This window comes from Dermabacter sp. HMSC08H10 (assembly GCF_001807585.1).
Classification (GTDB): Bacteria; Actinomycetota; Actinomycetes; order Actinomycetales; family Dermabacteraceae; genus Dermabacter; species Dermabacter hominis.
Map to the genome: position 1 here is coordinate 219,158 of NZ_KV789425.1, position 19,975 is coordinate 239,132.

19 protein-coding genes and 2 tRNA genes are annotated in these 19,975 nt (G+C 61.8%); 10 read left to right on the forward strand and 11 right to left on the reverse strand.

The genetic code is table 11. From position 1 onward, the window contains the following. The 4 genes from HMPREF3176_RS06725 to HMPREF3176_RS06740 are packed head-to-tail and all read left to right on the forward strand — an operon-like array spanning position 1 to position 6,316. Positions 1 to 1,305, forward strand: coding sequence for an ABC transporter substrate-binding protein (locus tag HMPREF3176_RS06725; protein ID WP_083286298.1), 1,305 nt, complete (start codon positions 1 to 3; stop codon positions 1,303 to 1,305). Positions 1,306 to 1,339: 34 nt separating this feature from the next. Beyond that, positions 1,340 to 2,230 carry a carbohydrate ABC transporter permease gene (locus HMPREF3176_RS06730; protein WP_246826688.1) on the forward strand — a complete coding sequence of 297 codons (891 nt, stop codon included), beginning with the start codon at positions 1,340 to 1,342 and terminating at the stop codon, positions 2,228 to 2,230. A 1-nt stretch (position 2,231) separates the two neighbouring features. Then, positions 2,232 to 3,101 carry a carbohydrate ABC transporter permease gene (locus tag HMPREF3176_RS06735; RefSeq protein WP_070459086.1) on the forward strand — a complete coding sequence of 290 codons (870 nt, stop codon included), beginning with the start codon at positions 2,232 to 2,234 and terminating at the stop codon, positions 3,099 to 3,101. A 32-nt stretch (positions 3,102 to 3,133) separates the two neighbouring features. Continuing rightward, positions 3,134 to 6,316 carry a glycoside hydrolase family 2 TIM barrel-domain containing protein gene (locus HMPREF3176_RS06740; protein WP_070459087.1) on the forward strand — a complete coding sequence of 1,061 codons (3,183 nt, stop codon included), beginning with the start codon at positions 3,134 to 3,136 and terminating at the stop codon, positions 6,314 to 6,316. Positions 6,317 to 6,724: 408 nt separating this feature from the next. Here HMPREF3176_RS06740 and nrdE read toward each other — a convergent pair whose 3' ends face one another. The 4 genes from nrdE to HMPREF3176_RS06760 all read right to left on the reverse strand — a co-directional run bounded on the left by nrdE (position 6,725) and on the right by HMPREF3176_RS06760 (position 11,348). Continuing rightward, positions 6,725 to 8,860: a class 1b ribonucleoside-diphosphate reductase subunit alpha gene (gene nrdE, locus HMPREF3176_RS06745; protein WP_070459088.1), complete on the reverse strand. Its 2,136-nt coding sequence runs from the start codon at positions 8,858 to 8,860 to the stop codon at positions 6,725 to 6,727. 5 nt (positions 8,861 to 8,865) lie between these two features. Next, positions 8,866 to 9,273, reverse strand: coding sequence for a class Ib ribonucleoside-diphosphate reductase assembly flavoprotein NrdI (gene nrdI, locus HMPREF3176_RS06750; protein ID WP_016663139.1), 408 nt, complete (start codon positions 9,271 to 9,273; stop codon positions 8,866 to 8,868). Between the two features lie 26 nt (positions 9,274 to 9,299). Beyond that, positions 9,300 to 9,557 carry a glutaredoxin-like protein NrdH gene (gene nrdH / locus HMPREF3176_RS06755; protein WP_034370426.1) on the reverse strand — a complete coding sequence of 86 codons (258 nt, stop codon included), beginning with the start codon at positions 9,555 to 9,557 and terminating at the stop codon, positions 9,300 to 9,302. 393 nt (positions 9,558 to 9,950) lie between these two features. Next, complete coding sequence (locus HMPREF3176_RS06760) at positions 9,951 to 11,348, reverse strand: Gfo/Idh/MocA family protein (protein ID WP_070459089.1); 1,398 nt, start codon at positions 11,346 to 11,348, stop codon at positions 9,951 to 9,953. A 186-nt stretch (positions 11,349 to 11,534) separates the two neighbouring features. On the opposite strand from HMPREF3176_RS06760, the gene HMPREF3176_RS06765 reads away from it, so the two are divergent. Both HMPREF3176_RS06765 and HMPREF3176_RS06770 read left to right on the forward strand, forming a co-directional pair. Then, entirely contained in the window at positions 11,535 to 12,203 is a 669-nt protein-coding gene (locus HMPREF3176_RS06765; RefSeq protein ID WP_083286300.1) for a lysophospholipid acyltransferase family protein, read from the forward strand. Between the two features lie 12 nt (positions 12,204 to 12,215). Continuing rightward, a complete protein-coding gene (locus HMPREF3176_RS06770; RefSeq protein WP_070435905.1) occupies positions 12,216 to 12,608 on the forward strand; it encodes a universal stress protein in 393 nt (130 codons plus the stop codon). On the opposite strand, the gene HMPREF3176_RS06775 is transcribed toward HMPREF3176_RS06770, so the two are convergent. The 3 genes from HMPREF3176_RS06775 to HMPREF3176_RS06785 form a co-directional block, all read right to left on the reverse strand. After that, a complete protein-coding gene (locus tag HMPREF3176_RS06775; RefSeq protein ID WP_070435906.1) occupies positions 12,605 to 12,958 on the reverse strand; it encodes a metallopeptidase family protein in 354 nt (117 codons plus the stop codon). The genes HMPREF3176_RS06770 and HMPREF3176_RS06775 overlap by 4 nt on opposite strands. Before the next feature lie 95 nt (positions 12,959 to 13,053). Then, on the reverse strand, positions 13,054 to 14,541 hold the full coding sequence (locus HMPREF3176_RS06780) for a catalase (protein WP_070459091.1): 1,488 nt from the start codon (positions 14,539 to 14,541) through the stop codon (positions 13,054 to 13,056). 206 nt (positions 14,542 to 14,747) lie between these two features. Further along, positions 14,748 to 14,820: transfer RNA gene (locus tag HMPREF3176_RS06785), tRNA-Glu, on the reverse strand. A gap of 127 nt (positions 14,821 to 14,947) precedes the next feature. Between HMPREF3176_RS06785 and HMPREF3176_RS06790 the strand changes: the two genes are divergently transcribed. Further along, complete coding sequence (locus HMPREF3176_RS06790; protein ID WP_070459092.1) at positions 14,948 to 16,669, forward strand: alpha/beta hydrolase; 1,722 nt, start codon at positions 14,948 to 14,950, stop codon at positions 16,667 to 16,669. A 139-nt stretch (positions 16,670 to 16,808) separates the two neighbouring features. Further along, positions 16,809 to 16,884 (forward strand) — tRNA-Thr (locus HMPREF3176_RS06795). A 114-nt stretch (positions 16,885 to 16,998) separates the two neighbouring features. Here HMPREF3176_RS06795 and HMPREF3176_RS06800 read toward each other — a convergent pair. The 3 genes from HMPREF3176_RS06800 to HMPREF3176_RS06810 are packed head-to-tail and all read right to left on the reverse strand — an operon-like array spanning position 16,999 to position 18,484. Continuing rightward, complete coding sequence (locus HMPREF3176_RS06800; RefSeq protein ID WP_141742380.1) at positions 16,999 to 17,403, reverse strand: ImmA/IrrE family metallo-endopeptidase; 405 nt, start codon at positions 17,401 to 17,403, stop codon at positions 16,999 to 17,001. A gap of 43 nt (positions 17,404 to 17,446) precedes the next feature. After that, a complete protein-coding gene (locus tag HMPREF3176_RS06805; protein ID WP_070459093.1) occupies positions 17,447 to 18,097 on the reverse strand; it encodes a hypothetical protein in 651 nt (216 codons plus the stop codon). A gap of 18 nt (positions 18,098 to 18,115) precedes the next feature. Beyond that, complete coding sequence (locus HMPREF3176_RS06810; protein ID WP_070459095.1) at positions 18,116 to 18,484, reverse strand: helix-turn-helix domain-containing protein; 369 nt, start codon at positions 18,482 to 18,484, stop codon at positions 18,116 to 18,118. A 128-nt stretch (positions 18,485 to 18,612) separates the two neighbouring features. On the opposite strand from HMPREF3176_RS06810, the gene HMPREF3176_RS10340 reads away from it, so the two are divergent. Beyond that, positions 18,613 to 18,759 carry a hypothetical protein gene (locus tag HMPREF3176_RS10340; protein WP_168161960.1) on the forward strand — a complete coding sequence of 49 codons (147 nt, stop codon included), beginning with the start codon at positions 18,613 to 18,615 and terminating at the stop codon, positions 18,757 to 18,759. A gap of 119 nt (positions 18,760 to 18,878) precedes the next feature. After that, positions 18,879 to 19,136 (forward strand): hypothetical protein, encoded by a 258-nt coding sequence (locus HMPREF3176_RS06815; RefSeq protein WP_070459096.1) that lies wholly within the window; start codon positions 18,879 to 18,881, stop codon positions 19,134 to 19,136. 104 nt (positions 19,137 to 19,240) lie between these two features. On the opposite strand, the gene HMPREF3176_RS06820 is transcribed toward HMPREF3176_RS06815, so the two are convergent. Further along, entirely contained in the window at positions 19,241 to 19,894 is a 654-nt protein-coding gene (locus tag HMPREF3176_RS06820; RefSeq protein WP_141742381.1) for a hypothetical protein, read from the reverse strand. Between the last annotated feature and the right edge of the window lie 81 nt (positions 19,895 to 19,975).

A 19,975-nucleotide genomic window follows, 5' to 3' on the forward strand; every position in this document is an offset into this window, starting at 1 on the left:
ATGAACGACAGTTGGATCGATGAGATCCCCGCGTCGGTCCGCGCGATCCGCGAGGCCACTGCGAGCCGTCGCGCCGTCCTCGGCGCGGGAGCCGGCGTGAGTGCGCTCGCCCTGCTCGCAGGCTGCGGCGCCAACAACGACCCGAACACGGTCACCGTCGGATCCCACCAGAGCGATGCGATCCCAAAAAAGGCCGTGCTGGACATGCTGAGCTCGTGGAAGGGCGGCAAGGTCGACATCAACACCGTTGACCACGAAACCTTTAAGGAAGGTATCAACAACTACCTCCAGGGCAACCCGGACGACGTGTTCACGTGGTTCGCGGGCTACCGCGCGCGCTTCTTCGCCGAGCGCGGCCTCGTGAGCGACCTGAGTGACGTGTGGGCGAACATCGACGGCATGCCCGAATCGATGAAGGTCGCCTCGTCCGCCGATGACGGCCGCCTCGTGTTCATTCCGTGGAACTACTACCCGTGGGCCGTGTTCTACAAGCCGAGCGTGTTCGAGAAGCACGGCTGGAGCGTCCCCGAAACCTTCGACGAATGGCTCGCCCTCAACGAGGACATCAAAGCCGCGGGGCTCACCCCCATCGCGTTCAGCGATAAGGACGGCTGGGAGGCCATGGGCACGTTCGACATGCTCGACCTTCGCGTCAACGGCTACGACTTCCACGTCTCACTCATGGCCGGCAAGGAATCGTGGGAGAGCCAAGAAGTGAAGAACATCTTCGCGGCCTGGCGCGAGCTCCTCCCCTACCAGCAGGCGGACCCGCTCGGGCGCACGTGGCAGGAAGCCGCGCAGTCGATGCTCAAGGAAGAAACCGCGATGTACACGATAGGGATGTTCATCGACCAGCAGTGGGCCGACAGCGAAGACCCAGACGATCTCGACTTCTTCACCTTCCCGGAGTTCGATCCGGCGATCGGTGCCGACGTCGTCGAAGCCCCGATTGACGGCTGGATGATGGCGGCAAAGCCCCACAACGAAAAGAAGGCGAAGGAACTCCTCACGTACCTCGCGACGGCCGACGCCATCCAGTACAAGCTCGATGCCGACCCTTCCGTGATCTCGCCGAGAACTGACCAGGATCAAAGCAACTACTCGAAGCTCCAGAAGAAAGCCGTCGAGCTCATCACCAACGCGAGCGCGATCTCGCAGTTCCTCGACCGCGATACGCGCCCCGACTTCGCCTCGACGGTCATCAGCCCGTCGCTGCAGAACTTCCTGAAGAACCCCGACTCGATCGACTCGATCCTTCGCGACATCGAGAAGCAGAAGAAGTCCATCTTCCCTGCCGAGTCCTGACCCCTGTTTTCGACCCCAATCCAAGGAGCGAGTCGTGTCCAAAAAGATCGGACCGCTAGCCAAGCTGCACGGCTGGGACAAATTCACCGTGATCGCGATGAGCATCATCCCGCTCGTGATCGTCGGCGTTTTCGTGTGGATTCCCGCCCTGTGCACCGTGATCCTGTCCTTCAGCAATTGGGACGGCATCGGCGGCCTCAGCGACATTCATTTCGTTGGCATCCAGAACTACATCGACATGTTCACGATCTACCCGCCATTTTGGCCGGCATTGTGGCATAACGTGGTGTGGCTCCTCGTGCTGTTCTTCATCTTCACCCCGCTCGGGATGTTCCTTGCGGTGCTGCTCGATAAGGAACTCAAGCTCACGAAGTTCTACCAGACCTCCCTTTATCTGCCGGTCGTTCTTTCGGCCGCGCTCATCGGCTTCATCTGGCAGCTCATGTACAGCCGCGACCAGGGTTTCATCAACGCCATTTTCGGCACGCAAATCGATTGGTACGGCGACCCAAACATCAACCTGTACGCCGCAATCATCGCGAACGGCTGGCGTCACGTTGGCTACATCATGCTGCTCTACTTAGCGGGCCTCAAGGGCGTGGACCCGGCGCTCAAGGAAGCGGCCGCCCTCGATGGCGCAAGCCCCACCCGCACGTTCTTCCAGATCATCTTCCCGGTGCTGCGGCCCGTGAACATCCTCTTGCTCGTGATCACGTTCATCGAGGGACTTCGCGCGTTCGACATCGTGTGGATCATCAACAAGGGCCGCAACGGCCTCGAGCTCATCTCGACCCTCGTGACGTCAAACGTCGTGGGCGAAGCGAGCCGTATCGGCTTCGGTAGTGCGCTCGCCACGATCATGCTCATCATGAGCTCGGTCTTCATCGTGATTCAGCTGCGCATCATGCTCAAGGGAGAGAACTGACATGACCCCGAAGAAAAAGAACCTCACCGTCTCGAGGGCGTTCCTCAACGTTTTCCTTATGATCGTCGCGCTCGCGTGGCTGTTCCCGCTCCTGTGGGCGCTGTTCAACTCGTTCCGCAACTACAGCTACACGAGCCAGCACGGCTATTTCAGCTTCGGCGGTTTCACGCTCGACAACTTCGTGAACGCGTGGGAGCAGGGCGGCTTCACCCAGTCGTTCCTCAACTCCCTCATCATTACGGCTCTCGCGGTGCTCTTCACGCTCGCGCTGAGCTCATGCATGGCGTTCGTTCTCGCGCGCTTCTCGTTCAAGTTCAACCTCGCGATGCTCGCGTTCTTCGTGGCCGCGAACCTGCTCCCACCGCAGTCGCTTCTCGTGCCGGTCTACCGCATGTTCATGTGGATCCCGATTCCCGAATTTCTCTCGGCCTCGGGCTCACTTCTCGACACGCACCTCGGCGTCATCATCGTCAACACGGCGTTCCAAACCGGCTTTTGCACGTTCGTGCTCGCGAACTACATGAAGGCGATCCCGGCGGAAATCTACGAAGCGGCCGACGTGGACGGCGCCTCGGTGTGGTCGCAGTTCTGGACCCTCACGATTCCGCTGTGCCGCACCCCGCTCGCCGCCCTCGCGACGCTGCAAACGGCCTGGATCTACAACGAATTCTTCTGGGCTACAGTGCTGTTGCAAAAGGGCGACAAGTTCCCCGTCACGAGCTCCCTGAATAACCTCAAAGGTTCGTTCTTCACCGACTACAACCTTCTCTCGGCGGGCTCGATCCTCGCAGCTCTACCCATCCTGATCCTGTTCTTCGTTCTGCAGCGTCAGTTCGTTTCGGGACTCACGATGGGTTCAACCAAAGGCTAAGACCACCCACTCAACCGGACAAGGAAGACCTCATGAGTACACTTCACGAAATCACCTCCTACTCCCCCGGCTCAGGTGCGCGGATCTCCCCCCGCAGCCACCTTTCTACGAATGCTGAAACGGTAAGCCTCGCGGGCACGTGGAAGTTCGCGTATTCCCGCAGCGCCGAGGGCGCGGGCGATTCGGCTCCGACAGTGGACTTTGACGACTCGGGCTGGGACGACATCACCGTTCCTTCGCACTGGGTTCTTACCGGTGGCGGCGAGTACGGCGACTTCGGAAAATACGGCGCCCCCGCGTACCAGAACGTCCAGTTCCCCTTCCCCGTGGATGCCCCGAACGTTCCCGACGACAACCCGACTGGCGACTACCGCACTCGCTTCACGCTGAGTGCTGAGAAGATCGCGGAGCTCGAGAACGGCGCGCGCGTGTATCTGCGCACCCTCGGCATCGAGTCCCTCGCGATCATCAGCCTCAACGGCGAGCAGGCGGGCGTCGTGCGCGGCTCGCGCCTCACGCAGGAGCTCGACGTCACGGACCTCGTCGTCGAGGGCGAGAACGTTCTGCACGTGCGCGTGCACCAGTGGTCCTCGAACACATACCTCGAGGACCAGGACCAGTGGTGGTTGCCCGGCATCTACCGCGACGTGGAACTGCTTTTCCGCCCCGCGGCAGGTATCGAAGACGCGTGGCTACGCGCCGATTTCAACCCGAAGCACGGCCCCGCCGCTCCCGGCCCCGGCACGCTCATTCCGGAGATTCGCGCGGAGGAGGCAGCGTTCCCCGTCACGGTCGCAATCGACGAGCTTGGAATTTCGGAGACGTTCGAGAGCCCAGCAGCCGTCGGCCCCATCCCGATCCCCGAAGTGGAACCGTGGAGCGCGGACTGCCCGCGCCTGTACACCGCGACCGTATCGAACGAGGCCGAGACTCTGACGATCCGCACGGGCTTTAGGCGCGTCGAGATCGTGGGCCACGAGTGGCGCGTGAACGGTAAGAAGCTGCGTATTCGCGGCGTGAATCGCCACGAGTACGATCCGAAGCTTGGCCGCGTGTGGGACCGCGAGAAGGCCCGCGAGGGGCTGCTGCTCATGAAGCGCCACAACGTGAACGCGATCCGCACCTCCCACTACCCGCCGCACCCCGAACTGTTCGACCTTGCCGATGAGCTGGGCTTTTGGGTCATGGACGAGTGCGATTACGAAGCGCACGGCTTCCTTGGCGAAAACTGGCGCGATGTTCCCGCGAACGATCCGCGCTGGCGGGACGCGCTTCTTGACCGCGTCGAGCGTTTCTTCGAGCGCGACAAGAACCACCCGTCGATCGTCTCGTGGTCGCTCGGCAACGAGGGCCACACGGGCGCGAACATGGCGCAGATGGCGAACTGGCTTCGCCGCCGCGATCCGGAGCGCCCCGTGCATTACGAGCAGGATTACGACGGTCAGTACACCGATCTCGTGTCGCGCATGTATCCGCCGATCGAGACAATGCGCGAAATGGCTCTCGGGCACGGCAAGTTTGGCGGCACAATGCCTGGACGCAACGCCGAGCTCGCGAAGCGCCCCATGATCCTGTGCGAATACGTGCACGCAATGGGCAACGGCCCGGGCGGCATCACTGAATACGAAGAAGTTTTCGAGACCTACCCGCAGTGGCACGGCGGCTTCGTGTGGGAGTGGCGCGATCACGGCATCGCGACCCGCACCGAAGACGGCACCGAGTTATTCGGCTACGGCGGCGACTTCGGCGAGCAGGTTCACGACTCGTCGTTTGTGTGCGATGGCCTCGTGCTCTCCTCGGGTGAGGCAACTCCGGGGCTCGTGGAGTTCGGCGCGATCGTGAGCCCGATCAAGCTTGAGTTCGACCTCGCTATGGAGGGAGATACCGAGCGGGCCCTCGATGGCGATTTCGACGATGTCATCATCACCGCGGCATATATCCAGGACCTCCGCCACGCCGGCGATCTCCACGACTTCGTGTTTGAGGTCGTCGATGAGGTCGACGGCCACGAGGTGCTGCGCCGCGAATGCCCCGTCGAGGAAGTTTCCGCAAGCGGCTGGAACAGCTACGCCGGGGAGTTGACTCTGCCACCCTTCGCCGAGGGCCACGAGGGTGAACTTTCGGGCGAGAAGTTCCGTACGATCCGCGCGGTTTTGCGCGAGAGCACCGCTTGGGCCGACGCCGGCCACGAAGTAGCATTCACGCAGGTCCCGGTGGAAGATACGACCAGGATTGTGGCGCCGTCGCATCCGGCTGCGCTGTGCGCTTCGGCAAACGGCGAGACCGGTTCGCAGGTCGATCAGGTGCAGGATTCCGACGCTTCATTCGCCCTCGGTGATGCCCACTTCGATCCGCGCACCGGCGACCTCGCGAAGCTTGGAAGCCTCGAACTCGCTGGCCCGCAGCTTCGCCTGTTCCGCGCCCCCACCGAGAACGACTCGCTTGGCGACTTCGGCTCGTACATCCTCGCCGACCCCGCCGAGACGACCGGCTCGGGAACCCAGGCCCCGCCCACCGCGGCACTGTGGCGCGAGATCGGCATCGATAAACTCGAGCGCCGCGTCATTGGCGTGTGGCTCGACGAGCACGAGGTCCGCGCCGTGCACCGCTACAGCACGCCCGCTGGCCGCGCTTACGTCGATCTCGATATCACGTGGCGCCTCGAGGACGCTGCCGGTGGGGCGAAGGGTGGTGCCTCGCGCGTTCTTCGGTTGTATGCCGACGCCGCACCTTCGGCGAACTGGGAGTACGTGTGGGGGCGCCTCGGGCTCGAGTTCACGGCGCCGCTCGGTGCCGGCGAGGCCTCGTGGTTCGGCTCGGGTCCGCTCGAGAACTACGTCGATTCGTGCCGCGCCGCGCGCATTGGCCGCTTCTCGATGCCCGTCTCGGATCTGAATGTCGAGTACGCGGTTCCGCAGGAGTCGGGCTACCGCCCCGGGTTGCGCGAGCTTCAGCTGTCGGGCTTTGGGCTCACCGTGCGCGCGGATGCCGTCGGACCCCACCGCGAACGGCCTGGCTTCCAGGTGCGTGAGCACTCGATCGAGCAGATCACTAAGGCTCGCCACCCGCATGAGCTGGGCACACCGGAGCGCACGCATCTCATTTTCGATGTGGCGCAGCACGGCCTGGGGTCGCGCTCGTGCGGCCCCGACGTGAGGCCCGAGTACCAGCTGCGCCCGCGCTCGGGTTCCTGGTCGCTCGCGTTCGAGGTGTAGCCCGGCGTCTGGCACCTGACCTGGCGCCTGCCACCTGACCGGCACCCGCCGTCTGGCCTGGCACCCACTTCCGGAGGGTGTAGACGAACGACATTGCACGCCGCTTTCGGCCTGCTCGCTCGTTTGCCTACACCCTCTCCCCAAGCCTGCACCTCCTGCACCTCACCAAAGTGGTGAAAAATCGCCCCCACACGTTAAAAATCAGCCGGCCTACGCCGTTTTTCACCACCTTCAGAAAACCTATCCAGAGGCAGGGCAGGCAAGGGGCCAGGGCCAGCGGGACCGGCCGGCACGGGGCCGGGTATTGCGGCATGGGTCCGACGGTGGCCCAGCTCCCGTCGCGCCCGTGGATAGCAAGGCGCCCCGCCCACCATGACGGTGAGCGGGGCGCCTTCCGGGATTGCCCTGCTAGAGCATGCAGCTCACGCAGCCCTCAACTTCCGTACCCTGGAGCGCCATCTGACGCAGGCGGATGTAGTAGAGGGTCTTGATGCCCTTACGCCACGCGTAGATCTGAGCCTTGTTCACGTCGCGGGTCGTCGCCGTGTCCGGGAAGAACAGCGTGAGCGAGAGGCCCTGGTCAACGTGCTTGGTCGCCTCGGCGTACGTGTCGATGATCTTCTCGTAGCCGATCTCGTACGCATCCTCGTAGAACTCGAGGTTGTCGTTCGTCATGTACGGCGCCGGGTAGTAGACGCGGCCGATCTTGCCTTCCTTGCGGATCTCAATCTTGGAGACGATCGGGTGGATCGAGCTCGTCGAGTGGTTGATGTAAGAGATCGAACCGGTAGGCGGAACGGCCTGCAGGTACGCGTTGTACATGCCGTGTTCCTTGACCTCGGCAGCGAGGGCCTTCCAGTCATCCTGCGTGGGCAGGTGGATGCTCGAGTTCTCGAAGATCTCGCGGACGCGCTGAGTCTTTGGCTCCCACACCTCGTTGATGTACTTCTCGAAGTACTCGCCGCTCGCGTACTTCGAATCCTCGAAGCCCATGAACGTTTCGCCGCGCTCCTGAGCGATCTTGGTCGACGCCTTAATGCAGTGGTACGCGACCGAGTAGAAGTACATGTTCGTGAAGTCGAGGCCTTCCTCGCTTCCGTAGTGGATCGACTCGCGCGCGAGGAACCCGTGGAGGTTCATCTGGCCGAGGCCGATCGCGTGGGAGGCCTTGTTGCCGTTCGCGATGGTGGGCACCGAGGAGATGTCGGAGGAATCCGACACTGCCGTAAGGGCGCGGATCGCCGTCTCGATCGTCTTTGCGAAATCGGGCGAGTCCACGGCCTTCGCGATGTTAAGCGAGCCGAGGTTGCACGAGATGTCGCGGCCGAGCGTCTCGTAGGAGAGGTCCGCGTTCATGGTCGACGGAGTCGAGATTTGGAGGATCTCCGAGCACAGGTTCGAGTGAGTGACCTTGCCGCCGCCGATGGGGTTGGCGCGGTTCACCGTGTCCTCGAACATGATGTACGGGTAGCCCGACTCGAACTGGATCTCGGCGAGCACCTGGAAGAAGTCGCGTGCGCGGATCTTCTTCTTCGCGATGCGGTGGTCGTCCACCATTTCGCGATACTTTTCCGTCACGTTGATGTCCGCGAACGGCTTGCCATAGACCCGCTCGACGTCGTACGGCGAGAACAGGTACATCGGCTCGTTGTTCTTCGCGAGCTCGAAGGTGATGTCGGGGATCACCACGCCGAGGGAGAGGGTCTTGATGCGGATCTTCTCGTCGGCGTTCTCGCGCTTCGTGTCGAGGAAGCGGAGGATGTCGGGGTGGTGTGCGTGGAGGTACACGGCACCGGCGCCCTGGCGTGCACCGAGCTGGTTGGCGTAGCTGAAGGAATCCTCGAGGAGCTTCATGACGGGAATGACGCCCGAGGACTGGTTCTCGATCTGCTTGATGGGAGCGCCGTGCTCACGAAGGTTCGACAGCAGGAGGGCCACGCCGCCGCCACGCTTGGAAAGCTGAAGGGCGGAGTTGATCGAACGACCGATCGACTCCATGTTGTCTTCGATGCGCAGAAGGAAGCACGACACGAGCTCGCCGCGCTGCGCCTTGCCGGCGTTGAGGAAGGTCGGGGTCGCGGGCTGGAAACGCCCGTCGAGAACCTCGTCGACGATGCGCTCGGCGAGCGCCTGATCGCCGGCGGCGAGGGTCAGGGCGACCATGCACACGCGATCCTCGAACCGCTCGAGGTAGCGCTTGCCGTCGAACGTCTTGAGCGTGTACGACGTGTAGTACTTAAATGCACCAAGGAAGGTGGGGAAGCGGAACTTCTTCGCGTACGCGCGCTTGTACAGCGACTTGATGAACTCGAACGTGTACTGGTCGAGAACGTGCTTCTCGTAGTACTCCTTCTCGACGAGGTAGTCGAGCTTTTCCTTGAGCGAGTGGAAGAAGACCGTGTTCTGGTTAACGTGCTGGAGGAAGTATTCGCGGGCCGCCTCGCGGTCCTTGTCGAACTGGATCTTGCCGTCCGCGTCGTACAGGTTCAACATGGCGTTGAGCGCGTGGTAGTCCATCGCCTTGTTGTGCTCGTAGCCCGGCATCTCGGTTAGCTCTGCCAAAACCGTTCCAACCCTTCTTTGACTGTGGTGACGTCCCTTGATGTCCCAAGGAGCTCAAACTTGTAGAGGTGCGGCACGTTGCATTTGCGAGCGATGATGTCGCCGGCAATGCAGTATGCCTCGCCAAAGTTCGTGTTCCCTCCCGAGATCACGCCTTTGATGTGTGCGCGGTTGCGCTTGTCGTTGAGGAAGTGAATAACCTGCTTGGGGACCGCTCCCCCGGTATTGCCGCCACCGTAGGTGGGCACCATGAGCACGAAGTCTTCGTCAACGACGAGCGGCTCTTCGGTGCGCCGCAGCGGGATGCGCGCGACGCTTCCTTCGGGCAGCTCAAGCTTCTCGATGAATCGCTTGGTGTTTTCCGAAACAGACGAAAAGTAGACGAGCTTACTCATGGCAAAAGGTCACGACGCTTAAATGCTTAGAAGCCTGCAGCCTGGCGAATCTCGCTCGCCTGTGCGGTGAGCGCCTTAATTTTGTCGGGGCGGAAGCCCGACCAGGCATCGTTCAGGGTGGTCACGACGGGCGCCTGCATGAAGCCCAGCGACTTGACGTGCGAGAGGGCCGCGGCATCCTCGGTGATGTCCACGAGCGTGTACTCGAGGCCAGCCTTGTTGAGGGCGCGCTTGGTGGCGTCGCACTGGACGCACATGGGCTTGGTGTAGACGGTGATCTCCATGAGAGGCCTTTCAAAAATGCGGGGTGTTCTTCGTGTTCACGGGGGACGTGAAGCCCAACTGTGGGGCTGCGCGAACCAACGTCCTCAACACTACACCTAGTGGCAGATCGATGGGAACACCACAAGATGTACTGAATTACACGAATGTGATGTGGATGGTGTGTGGACACGCTGTGGCCTCATGTGAACGCGCGGTGAACAGCGATGGTGTTATCCACGAACCATGCACGTCGCAGGCGCGCTCGACGGTGGATGGAGTTGTGGACAACCTGTGTTCGTTGGTGAATTTCCGGGGTTTTCCACGACGAATTGGGGACGCCGATCCGCATCGACGTCCCCAAAAAATTCTTGTGTGATTCCTGCCCTTCGGCGTGTCGCGCCGCGGCGTGTGGGCTACGCCCCGCTGGGCTCGTTCCCGCTTGCACCCTCCGCCTCGCTGGGCTCCGCTTGCGCGGGTGCGCTTTGCTCGGAAATCTCGACCTCGCCCTGCTCGGCACCTTTCGAGCTCACGGACCCGAACTCGTCCTCGACAGGTTCCGGCGCGGTCGCGATAGGTGTCTCCGTGAGCGGGTTCTCGGCGACGACGGTGCTCCCCTCGCGCGCCTCAGCCCCGTGACCGCGGCCTTCGTTGTCGTCAGCCTCGCCTTCGACCTCGGGAGTCTCGTTGATGTCGCGGCCGTCCACGAGCGCGAGCTCGGCAAGGATCGTTCGTGAAATCTCGAGATCCTCGAGTGCCTCGGAAAGACCGTAGGCGGGCGCCTTTCCCTTCGCGACAAAGGCGTAGAACGCCTCGTGAAGGCCATAGGCAGGCGAGTGCTCGGAGAGGCGCTCGCTCTTCACAATCGCGCCGTCGGATTTCTGGGTGAACGTGAACGAGCCGCGCGTATCGAGATCCGCCACGGCGGGGATCTCGACCCGGCCCTGCCTGCGGTTCGTCACGACACGAATCGCATCGTGAAACTCGGGCGCAAACGGCAGGTAGTGCCACACGAGGCGAACGTGCACGCCCTTCTCGAGCGCGCCGAGCACCTCGATCGAGCCGGGAATCACCTGCTCAGGCCAGTGGCGCACCCCGTGCAGCTCGGTCAACGGACCATAGGTTGCGCGCATCAGGGCGAGCTGTGCGAGAACGCCAGTGAGCAACCCCTTCACGTAAATGTCGCGGTCGCGCTGATTCGCGCCGGTCCCCGCCCCCTTCTCGACGGCGTCCTTGAGATTTTCGCGGCGCTCAATGCGCTGCTCCGACGGCAAATCATAGGCGGCCGACGTCACGTGGTGCTTACCGTGCATCACGGAGCTCGCCGGCATGAGCGTCTCAAACTCGAGGGTACGCAGGTCGCGCGCCTGATTTTCCTCCACGAGCAGCTTCACAGAGGAGTCGTACACAGCGCCGTAGGCGAGCATCACGAGGGGCCGCCCGGCCATCCGCTCAAACTCGACGATCGCCTGAAGTTCCTCGGTGCCATACGCGACGGGCGGCTCGACGAGAACAGGGATGCCGCGCTTGATGATCTGGAGGATATCCTCCCCCTTCACGCCGTCGGCGCTGAACACAACCGCATCCAGCTCAACGTCCTTGCTGCGCGCAGCCGCCATCAGGTCTTTCACACTGCCGTAGCGGCGCTCCTCCTCAATGCCCCACTTTTCGGCGGCCTCGCGCAGTCGGCGCGGCGAAATATCCACGACCGCGGTGAGCTGAAAGCGATCGTGGCGGCGCTGAAGCATAGGCAGGTGCACCGCTTGCGCGCTCGTCCCGAGCCCCACAACGGCAACGTTAATCTTCGAGGGCATGAGCGAAATCCTTCCGGTCGTGGCGGGGTGCACCTTGCGAAAAGGGTTCCGACGCCTGCCGGGCAACCGTCGGACCCCCATCCATTAAACACGCGGGCCCGCATTAGGAACTGCACCTCCGAGCGATTACGCTGAGAAACATGCGCGAGGCGCATGTGCGAGAGAGCGAGCCGAAGGAGCAGGCCGGTGTTTTACGAAACCGCCCACACGTTCGTCGCCCCAATGATTAAGGCGTGGTGGCGGCCGAAGGTCACGGGACTCGAGAATGTGCCCGAGACCGGCCCCGTGATCATTGCCGCGAACCACCTCGCAAATGTGGATTCATTCCTCGTGCCGGTCGTGTTCAACCGCAAGGTGCGCTACATCATCAAAGCCGATTTTTGGCACAAGAGCGGGCTCACGGCCCGCATCAAACAGCGCTTTTTCGAGACAGTGGGCTCGATTCCCGTCGAGCGCGGAACGCTTAAGTCGGCGCAAGGTTCGCTCGAAAAAGCCCGCGAGGTACTCGATGAAGGAGAGGTCTTCGCGATTTACCCCGAGGGCACACGCTCAAAAACGGGCAAGCTCGGGCGTGGCCGCACGGGTGTCGCGTGGCTCGAAGAACACACGGGAGCGCCCATCATCCCCGTGGGGCTCGTGGGAACCGAGAAGCTTTTCGTTCCCGGAAAAACCCTCCCCCGCCCGCGTCGCGCGAAGCTCGAGGTGCGTATCGGCTCCCCCATCGACTTCAGCGACATCGATCGTTCCCTGCCTGAAAACCGCAGGCGCCGCGCGATCACGGACAGAGTGATGGATGAGATTCAAAAACTCAGCGGGCAAGAACGCGACACCCCACAGCCGAAGACGGAACACTGAAGGAGATCAACGGTGAGCATCCTCGTGGCCTACATCCCCACCCCCAAGGGCGAGGCAGCACTCGACGCCGCAATTGAGCGCGCCGTGCAGTTCGGCACCTCGCTGCATCTCGTGAACGTCGTGCGCGACTCTGTCGAGTCGGACCCTCGACATGCGAGCGCGGAGCAGCTCGCGTTCGCGGTACAGACGGCGCGCCGCGCGGGCGTGCGCGATGTCGACTCTCGCACCAGGCACATCGACGACGGCGACGAGGTCGCCCACGCAATCATCACCGAGATTGAGAAAACTGGCGCGGACACCCTCGTGCTCGGGGCCCGCTTTGGGGGAACGGACGACCCTCGCTACCTCGGCAACACCATTCAAACGGTGATCGCGGACTCCCCCGCCGACGTCCTGATCGTTTAGCCCCAGCCGAGCGCGTGCAGGCGCTCCTCCTCGACCCCGAAGAGGTGACCGACCTCGTGGAGCACGGTCACGCGGATTTGCTCCTCGAGCTCCTCGCGGCTCGCAGCCATGCGCGTGAGCGGGCCGCGAAACACGATGATGCGGCCCGGCTCCATGAGACCGTCGAAATGACCGCGCTCCGTGAGCGGCACCCCGTCAAACACTCCGAGCAGCTCCTCATCACCCTCGGGTTCCTCCTCTACGAGGATCACCGTGTTCGAATCGGAAATCTGGGTGACGACATCGAGCGGCAGCGAATCGAGGGCGTCGTCAACCGCGGCCTCGAATTCTTCACGGCTCATGACATCCATGCTTCAAGAATCCCAAAGCGGCGTGGTGCGGGCAAACGTCGGCCCCGCCCCCCACCGAACGCGGCAGGAACGGGGCCGAACTTCTGAGTCGTGCGTTACTGGACGCTACCGGGAACCTCGGCGTCGCCCGCGTTGGCCTTAACGGCCTTCTCGATGCGCTCGCCGATCTCCTGATCAACGTTCTTCCAGTATTCGAATGCGCGCGAGAGCACGGGTTCGATCACGCCGTCGAGGGCTCCCGCGACGGTGTTCACGAACTCCTCGCGCTCCTCGTCGCCAAACACCTCGCGCACGAGGGTGCCGGCCTGGCCGAAGTCGTCGTCCTCGGCGTGGAGGGTGTACGCGGCGCGCACCATCTCGCCGTCGGACTCCCAGCCGTTGTCGACCGGTCCCTGCTCATCCTGGTAAGCGCGACCGAACGAGTTCGGGGCATACACGGGAGCATCGCCCGAGTGGAAGAACTCCATCGCCCCTTCCTTCGAGTAGGTGTTGACGTCGTTCACCGGGCGGTTCACGGGCAGCTGGTTGTAGTTCGTGCCGAGGCGGTTGCGCTGTGCATCCGGGTAGGAGAACACGCGGCCGAGAAGCATCTTGTCGGGCGAGAAACCGATGCCCGGAACGAGGTTCGACGGGCTGAAAGCCGCCTGCTCGATCTGCGCGAAGTGGTTCACCGGATTCTGGTTGAGCTCGAACTCACCGACCTTGATAAGCGGGTAGTCCTTCTTCGACCAAGTCTTCGTGAGGTCGAACGGGTTGAAGCGGTAGGTCTTCGCGTCCTCGTACGGCATGATCTGCACCGAGACATCCCACTTCGGGAAATCGCCGTTCTTGATCGCGTCGAAGAGGTCCTTGCGGTGCGCATCGGCATCCTCGCCCGCAATGCGAGTCGCGTCCTCGTTCGAGAGGTACTCGACGCCCTGCTGGGTGTGGAAGTGGTACTTGACCCACGACTTCTCGCCAGCCTCATTCACCCACATGTAGGTGTGCGAGCTGTAGCCGTTCATATGACGCCAGGTCTTCGGAAGACCGCGCGGGCCCATGAGGTAGGCGACCTGGTGGGCGCTCTCAGGCGAAAGGGTCCAGAAGTCCCACTGCATGGTGGCATCGCGCAGACCCGAATCGGGAAGGCGCTTCTGCGAGTGAATGAAGTCGGGGAACTTCATGGGGTCGCGGAGGAAGAAGATTGGCGTGTTGTTGCCGACGATGTCGTAGTTGCCCTCCTCCGTATAGAACTTAAGGGCAAAACCGCGAACGTCGCGCCACGTATCGGGCGAACCGAGCTCACCGGCAACGGTCGAAAAACGCGCGAGCATCGGGGTCTTCTGGCCCTTCTGGAAAAGCTTCGCCTTCGTGTACTGGGAAACATCCTCGGTCACGCGGAGTTCGCCGAAAGCGCCTGAGCCCTTCGCGTGGGGGCTGCGCTCCGGAATGCGCTCGCGATCGAAACGCGCGAGCTTCTCCACAAGGTTCACGTCGTGAAGAAGGAGGGGGCCATTCGCGCCAACGCTCAGTGAATGGGCATCGGATTCACGCACGGCACCGGCTTCGTTCGTGCTCGGAAGGTTCGGATCAAAAGTGCTCATTCGTCCTGTCCTTATCTCGTGGGGTAGGAGTAGGGGCGATCAATCGCCTCGGCGTCATCGAGGAGGGACCGCGTACCTCCACCCTAGCTGGCGCTCCTTGAGCACACTCACAAAGTCCGCGCGATGAAGGCGGGCAGGCGTCGGACCCCGCGCACGTGCCGTTAAAACGAAACCGCCCACCAATTCTGGTGGGCGGTTTCATGCTGTACCCCGTACGGGATTCGAACCCGTGTTGCCGGCGTGAAAGGCAGGTGTCCTAGGCCGCTAGACGAACGGGGCGGGCGGAAATACTCTACCCATGTCGATGCCGGAACGCCAACTGGGAGAGCCTGACGGTGACACACGGCACCGCGTGATTGAATAATGGCAGCTAATTTGCCTTCCCAACGATCCGCGAGGTTTCTTCGTGACACCCACTCACCCCTCCCGCTTCGGCGTGCGCGCACGTGCCGCCGCCGCCCTCAGCGCCCTCACGCTTGCCGCACTCTCGCTCAGTGGATGCGGAGCACTCATCCAAGCGGGGCACAAGGCCACGCCAAGTAACTCGGCAGCCACCGGCAGCGGCAACTTCGAGAAGGACGCCGAAAAAGCCATCAAGGAGCTCGAGAACTCGACCTCCAAGGCCTACGGCACGGAAGGCATGGCGCCCCTTAAATCGATCGCTCCCGTCGTCGAATCCGCCGCCTACGACCTCGGCGCCGACCCCGCAAAGGACGAGCGCTGGAAGAAGTTCTACGACCAGCGCGCCGACTGGGGAAAATGCGAACGCGCGGAGTATCAAGGCGCTGAATGCGCCACGATCGAGGTCCCCCTCAAGTGGAACGACCCCGAAGGTGCCACCCTCTCGCTCCTGCTCACACGCGTTCCCGCAACGGGCGACGACAAGAAGGGCTCACTTCTTCTCAACCCCGGCGGCCCCGGCGGCTCGGGGGCGGAACACGTCGCCGCCTACGGTTCCATGACGATCAGCTCCACCGTGCGCAAACAGTACGATCTGATCGGCTTCGACCCGCGAGGGGTGAAGGATTCCGACGGTGTCCAGTGCCTCGACGATGCCGAGACCGACGAAATGCTATCGACAGACATTCCCGACACCGAGGAAGGTAAGAAGATAGCTAAGGAATGGGCCGACAAGCTCGCGAAAGCCTGCAAAGCGAAGTCCAGCGACCGCATTCAGTACGTCGACACGTACTCCGCTGCGCGCGACATGGACGTGATCCGCTCGGCTGTTGAATCCGAAAAGCTCGACTACCTCGGCTTCTCGTACGGCACGTACCTCGGCGCCACCTACGCCGAAATGTACCCGGAGCGCACCGGACACCTCATCCTCGACGGCGCGATGGACCCAGCGCTCACGACAAACGAGATTGTCGCCGGTCAGGCCGCCGGTTTCGAGCAGGCGATTAAAGACTTCGTGACCTGGTGCCAGAACGAACGCGGCAGCTGCCCCCTCACGGGCAGCGTCGACGAAGGCATTCAGCAGCTTCGCGACTTCATGACGAACGCCGGGAAGGACCCCATTCCCACGGCGAGCGGCCGCAAGCTCAACGAGACCCTCGCCTCAACAGCGATCCTCACTGCCCTCTACAGCAACGAGACCTGGGAGTACGTCGCCCTCGGGATCGAAAGCGCCAAGGCCAACAACTCCGCCGACGTCCTCCTCATGCTCGCCGACCTCGCCAACGAGCGCGAAGAAGACGGCTCATTCAAGTCGAACAGCACGTTCGCCAACGTCGCCGTGAACTGCCTCGACCACATCGGGGTAACCGACGAAAAGTGGCTCAAGGCCGAAGGTGAACGCCTCGCGAAGAAGTACCCGACGTTTGGTCCGTCGCTCGGCAGCGAAGAGGACGGCTGCGCGAACTGGCCCGCGAAGCCCGTGCGCTACCCCGAGGAAATCCATGCGAAGGGGTCGAGCACCATCGTCGTGATCGGCACAACCCACGATCCCGCAACACCGTATGCGTGGGCTGAATCTCTCAACAAACAGCTCGACAACTCGGTTCTCCTTACCTGGGAAGGCTTCGGTCACACCGCCTACGGCCGCTCGGGCGGCTGCATCGAGGAGATGGTCGACGCGTACCTTCTCGAGGACAAGGTCCCGGACGACGGTGCGAAATGTGAGTAGAAACTGAGCCCGGGTCAGCGGGGCGGCATGCACGTCACCCCGCACGAGATGTGACCGGTCCATCACCGGCACAGTTTGGCACCCGGGCCGTTTCTCCCGTAAAGTTGTGATTCGTGCGCGACGCGTGAGCGAAGCACACGCCTCCTTAGCTCAGTCGGTAGAGCGATTCACTCGTAATGAATAGGTCGCCGGTTCGATTCCGGCAGGAGGCTCCAGAAAAAATAGCCCCCGACCTGGTAAAACGCCGGATCGGGGGTTTTCTGGTTAAGGCCGCGAGGGCGGGTTGTTACACATCTTGTTACACATCTCGAAATGACCCGGCCATCGACCTATTCATTTTCAACCCCCGCCACCGCGAACAGTTCCGACGCGGTGAGCGTCTCGCAACGCGCTTCAAGCATGAGCGCCGTCACCCACAGCTCTTCAGCGAGCTCGAGAGGGTCACGCGCCCACCTGGACGCCTTCACGAGCGCCTCCAGCGAGATCAGCCGCGCCGCCGCTATGCGGTTCACCTCGCGCTCGCGGGAAGCGCTACAAGGCCGCCCCTCGCCCGCCTCGAGGTGTACGAGCTCATGCGCGAGAGTGCAACGCCGCTCCACCTGAAGCAGACGCTTATCGAGCCGGATAAGGTCCCGCCCGTTCGTCTCCCCACACCGCCCGTCAAGGCGTGCGAACTCCACGCGCACAGCGGGGAATGCGGCGTGCAAATGGTCCCAAGGGTTATAAAAACTCACCCTCCCAATGTTGCGGGAGGGTGAGACATTTAAAGACGGGATGCTACTGGCGCTCCCACGTGTCGCCAGTTACATACGTACCATCTACTTGGACATCCATAATCTCATCGGGGACTTCCTTACCTACATAGACAATGCCTTCCTTCTTCGCAGAAGGGCGCACGCTAGTTGGGTAGTTCTCGCTCACCGCAGAAACTTGATCGTAATAATCACTCCAGTTTTCAGCGTTATTCGTTGCTTCATCAATATTGAACTCGATTACGTCGAGAAGCTGCCCTACTGAATAAAACTCGTACTCGTTCCCTTCGGCATCGTAGAGATACACCGTTTCTAGGTAGAACTCTTGATCGCTCTTACGGTTATCTACGTCCATCGTTAGTGTCACACCCTCGATGGGATCATCCTTGAATGCAGGGAGTGAATCATGCACTTCCTTGAAGTCGTTCGGAATGCCAACATCGGTCAGGTGGACGGTTACCACAGTGCCATTATCGTCAGTGACCGACAAAGTATCCCCCGGCTTGAACGAATCTGTGGGAGCGGGGGCTTCATCGCCTGGCGCTTCTTTGGTGGCCGCTTCGGTGCTTGCTGCTGCGGTGGTTGCTTCTTTCGATGGTGCAGCTTCATCGCCACCTTTTGAGCAGCCCGCGAGCGCGAGAACGACGCATACAATCGGGACAAGGGTTTTCTTCATGAGGGTTACTCTTTCTTGTTAGGCGGGATCGTCACCGTCGTAAAACGGCTCTGGTGATTCTTGGTGAGTATCGAGAGCATCGCGCATCGTCGCGCCCTGGTTGGGGGATTTGTCGGCGGCGAGGGCGAAGTCTGCCTGAGTTGGGTGCGCATCCTCTTCGGCGCGGCGCGTGGCGCGTTCAATCAGCGTGGCGGCTGAGACTCCAAGCTCATCCGCGATGCGACAAAGTGTCGGAACGGTCATCTCTCGCTCGCCGTTCAAGTATCGCGTGAGCGACATTCGACTTACGCCTACGGCTTCGGCAAGATCTCCGATCTTCACCTGCGCAACTGTGGCGGCGGTGCGCACTTCTGCGCCAAGGGCTCTCACGAACGCTTCAGTTTCCATACCTAAAGCATAACCGAATAGCAACAAATGTAACCGTTCAGTCCCCTGATCCACTTCAATGTAACGCATGTCCCGTTTGTCCCCTTTTGGACGGATAGCGCACCACACGGTTGCATAACGTGTTCGCCATGAACACCTACTCCGAACAGATTGCACGAAACGCGATCCGAGAAATAGAACGAATCAGCAATATCCCAGAAGTAGCGCGCGAGGCGGGAATTCCTGAAGTAACTCTCCGTCGCCATCTCGCGACGGGCGACTTCAAGGTGAGCTAACTTGAGGGCCCTGTCCCGCGTCCTGCGCGCGGACATCTCCGAGCTACTCCCAACCGCCGCCTAGCCCTCACCCCCTTCCAAGCCTGTGACTTCCCACAGCACTCCCCTTAGGAGCCCTCATGTCGCTCAGCGACGCCATGCGCTACGTCAGGGAGATCGCGACTCGCGAAAGCCTGCGATTCTCCAAGCGTCAACTACGAACCCACGCCATCCATTACCTCGATTGGTGGAACGGCCTCAACGCGAAAACCACCGCCCACATCGACCCCACCGGCGAACAAGCCGTCCCCCGCGTCCTCGCGCAGGCGGTGACGGCGTGCTCCCCGGAACACACCGCAACAAGATGCCGCAAAAGCCGTCGACAGCACACCCTGTGAGCGCGCCTGCACCGACCAGAACAGAGGCACAGACCCAGCACATATGGGTAAGCGCCTAAGGAGGAGCGAAATCGAGCATCAAGAAGCCACTACGAAAGCTCTTGCTAGTCAGCCTCTTCCGGCCATCCCGGTAGCTGTGGCGTCACTTGGCTTGTTACTAGGAATCGCGGCTCAGCTTCCCGCCACTTTTCCTGCGCAGCTTTCATTTGGGCGTCTGTCGCTCGCGAGTGCCGTAACCGCAGGCCCGCTTCTGCTCCTGGACCGACGCTAAGCGGGCGCTTCGTCCAGTATGCCCACCTGCGGAAAAAGAAGTTAGCGACCCTACCCCGCTTCGGGTAGTCGCCAGGTTCATAGGGGATGAAGCATCGCTGCCAAGAAAAGACGACGTAGGGCTGAGTGCCAGCCAGGTACATGAATAAAATCCAGGCGTCCTTCCGAGCCCCCTCGTCGAGAACCATGTCGAAGGACTGGTTTGGGCCGAGCGCAAACTTCACTTCGAAAGCAGGATTGTCTTGGTGACGGATTTCAGAGGCTCCCGCTATTGCCATCATCTTGATATGCGCCGCGACGGCACCCGTATTGGTGATGGTCAGAATCGGCGCTACTCCCCCGTTGAGCTCACTGACCGTCTTGTAGCTGTCAACACAGAGGAAAGCGGATGCCGCTTCACGCTTCCGCTCTTGCCTCTCAAGCACCACGAAACCCAAGGTGATCGCCGTTAGAGCAGCACCGGCCCAGCCAGCAATATCTACGTCCATGCCGACCATTATCACCCGACACCTCCGACTCGAAAGGAGCTGCCTGATGCTCACGTTTTTACTGTCGCCTGCGCCGCTATC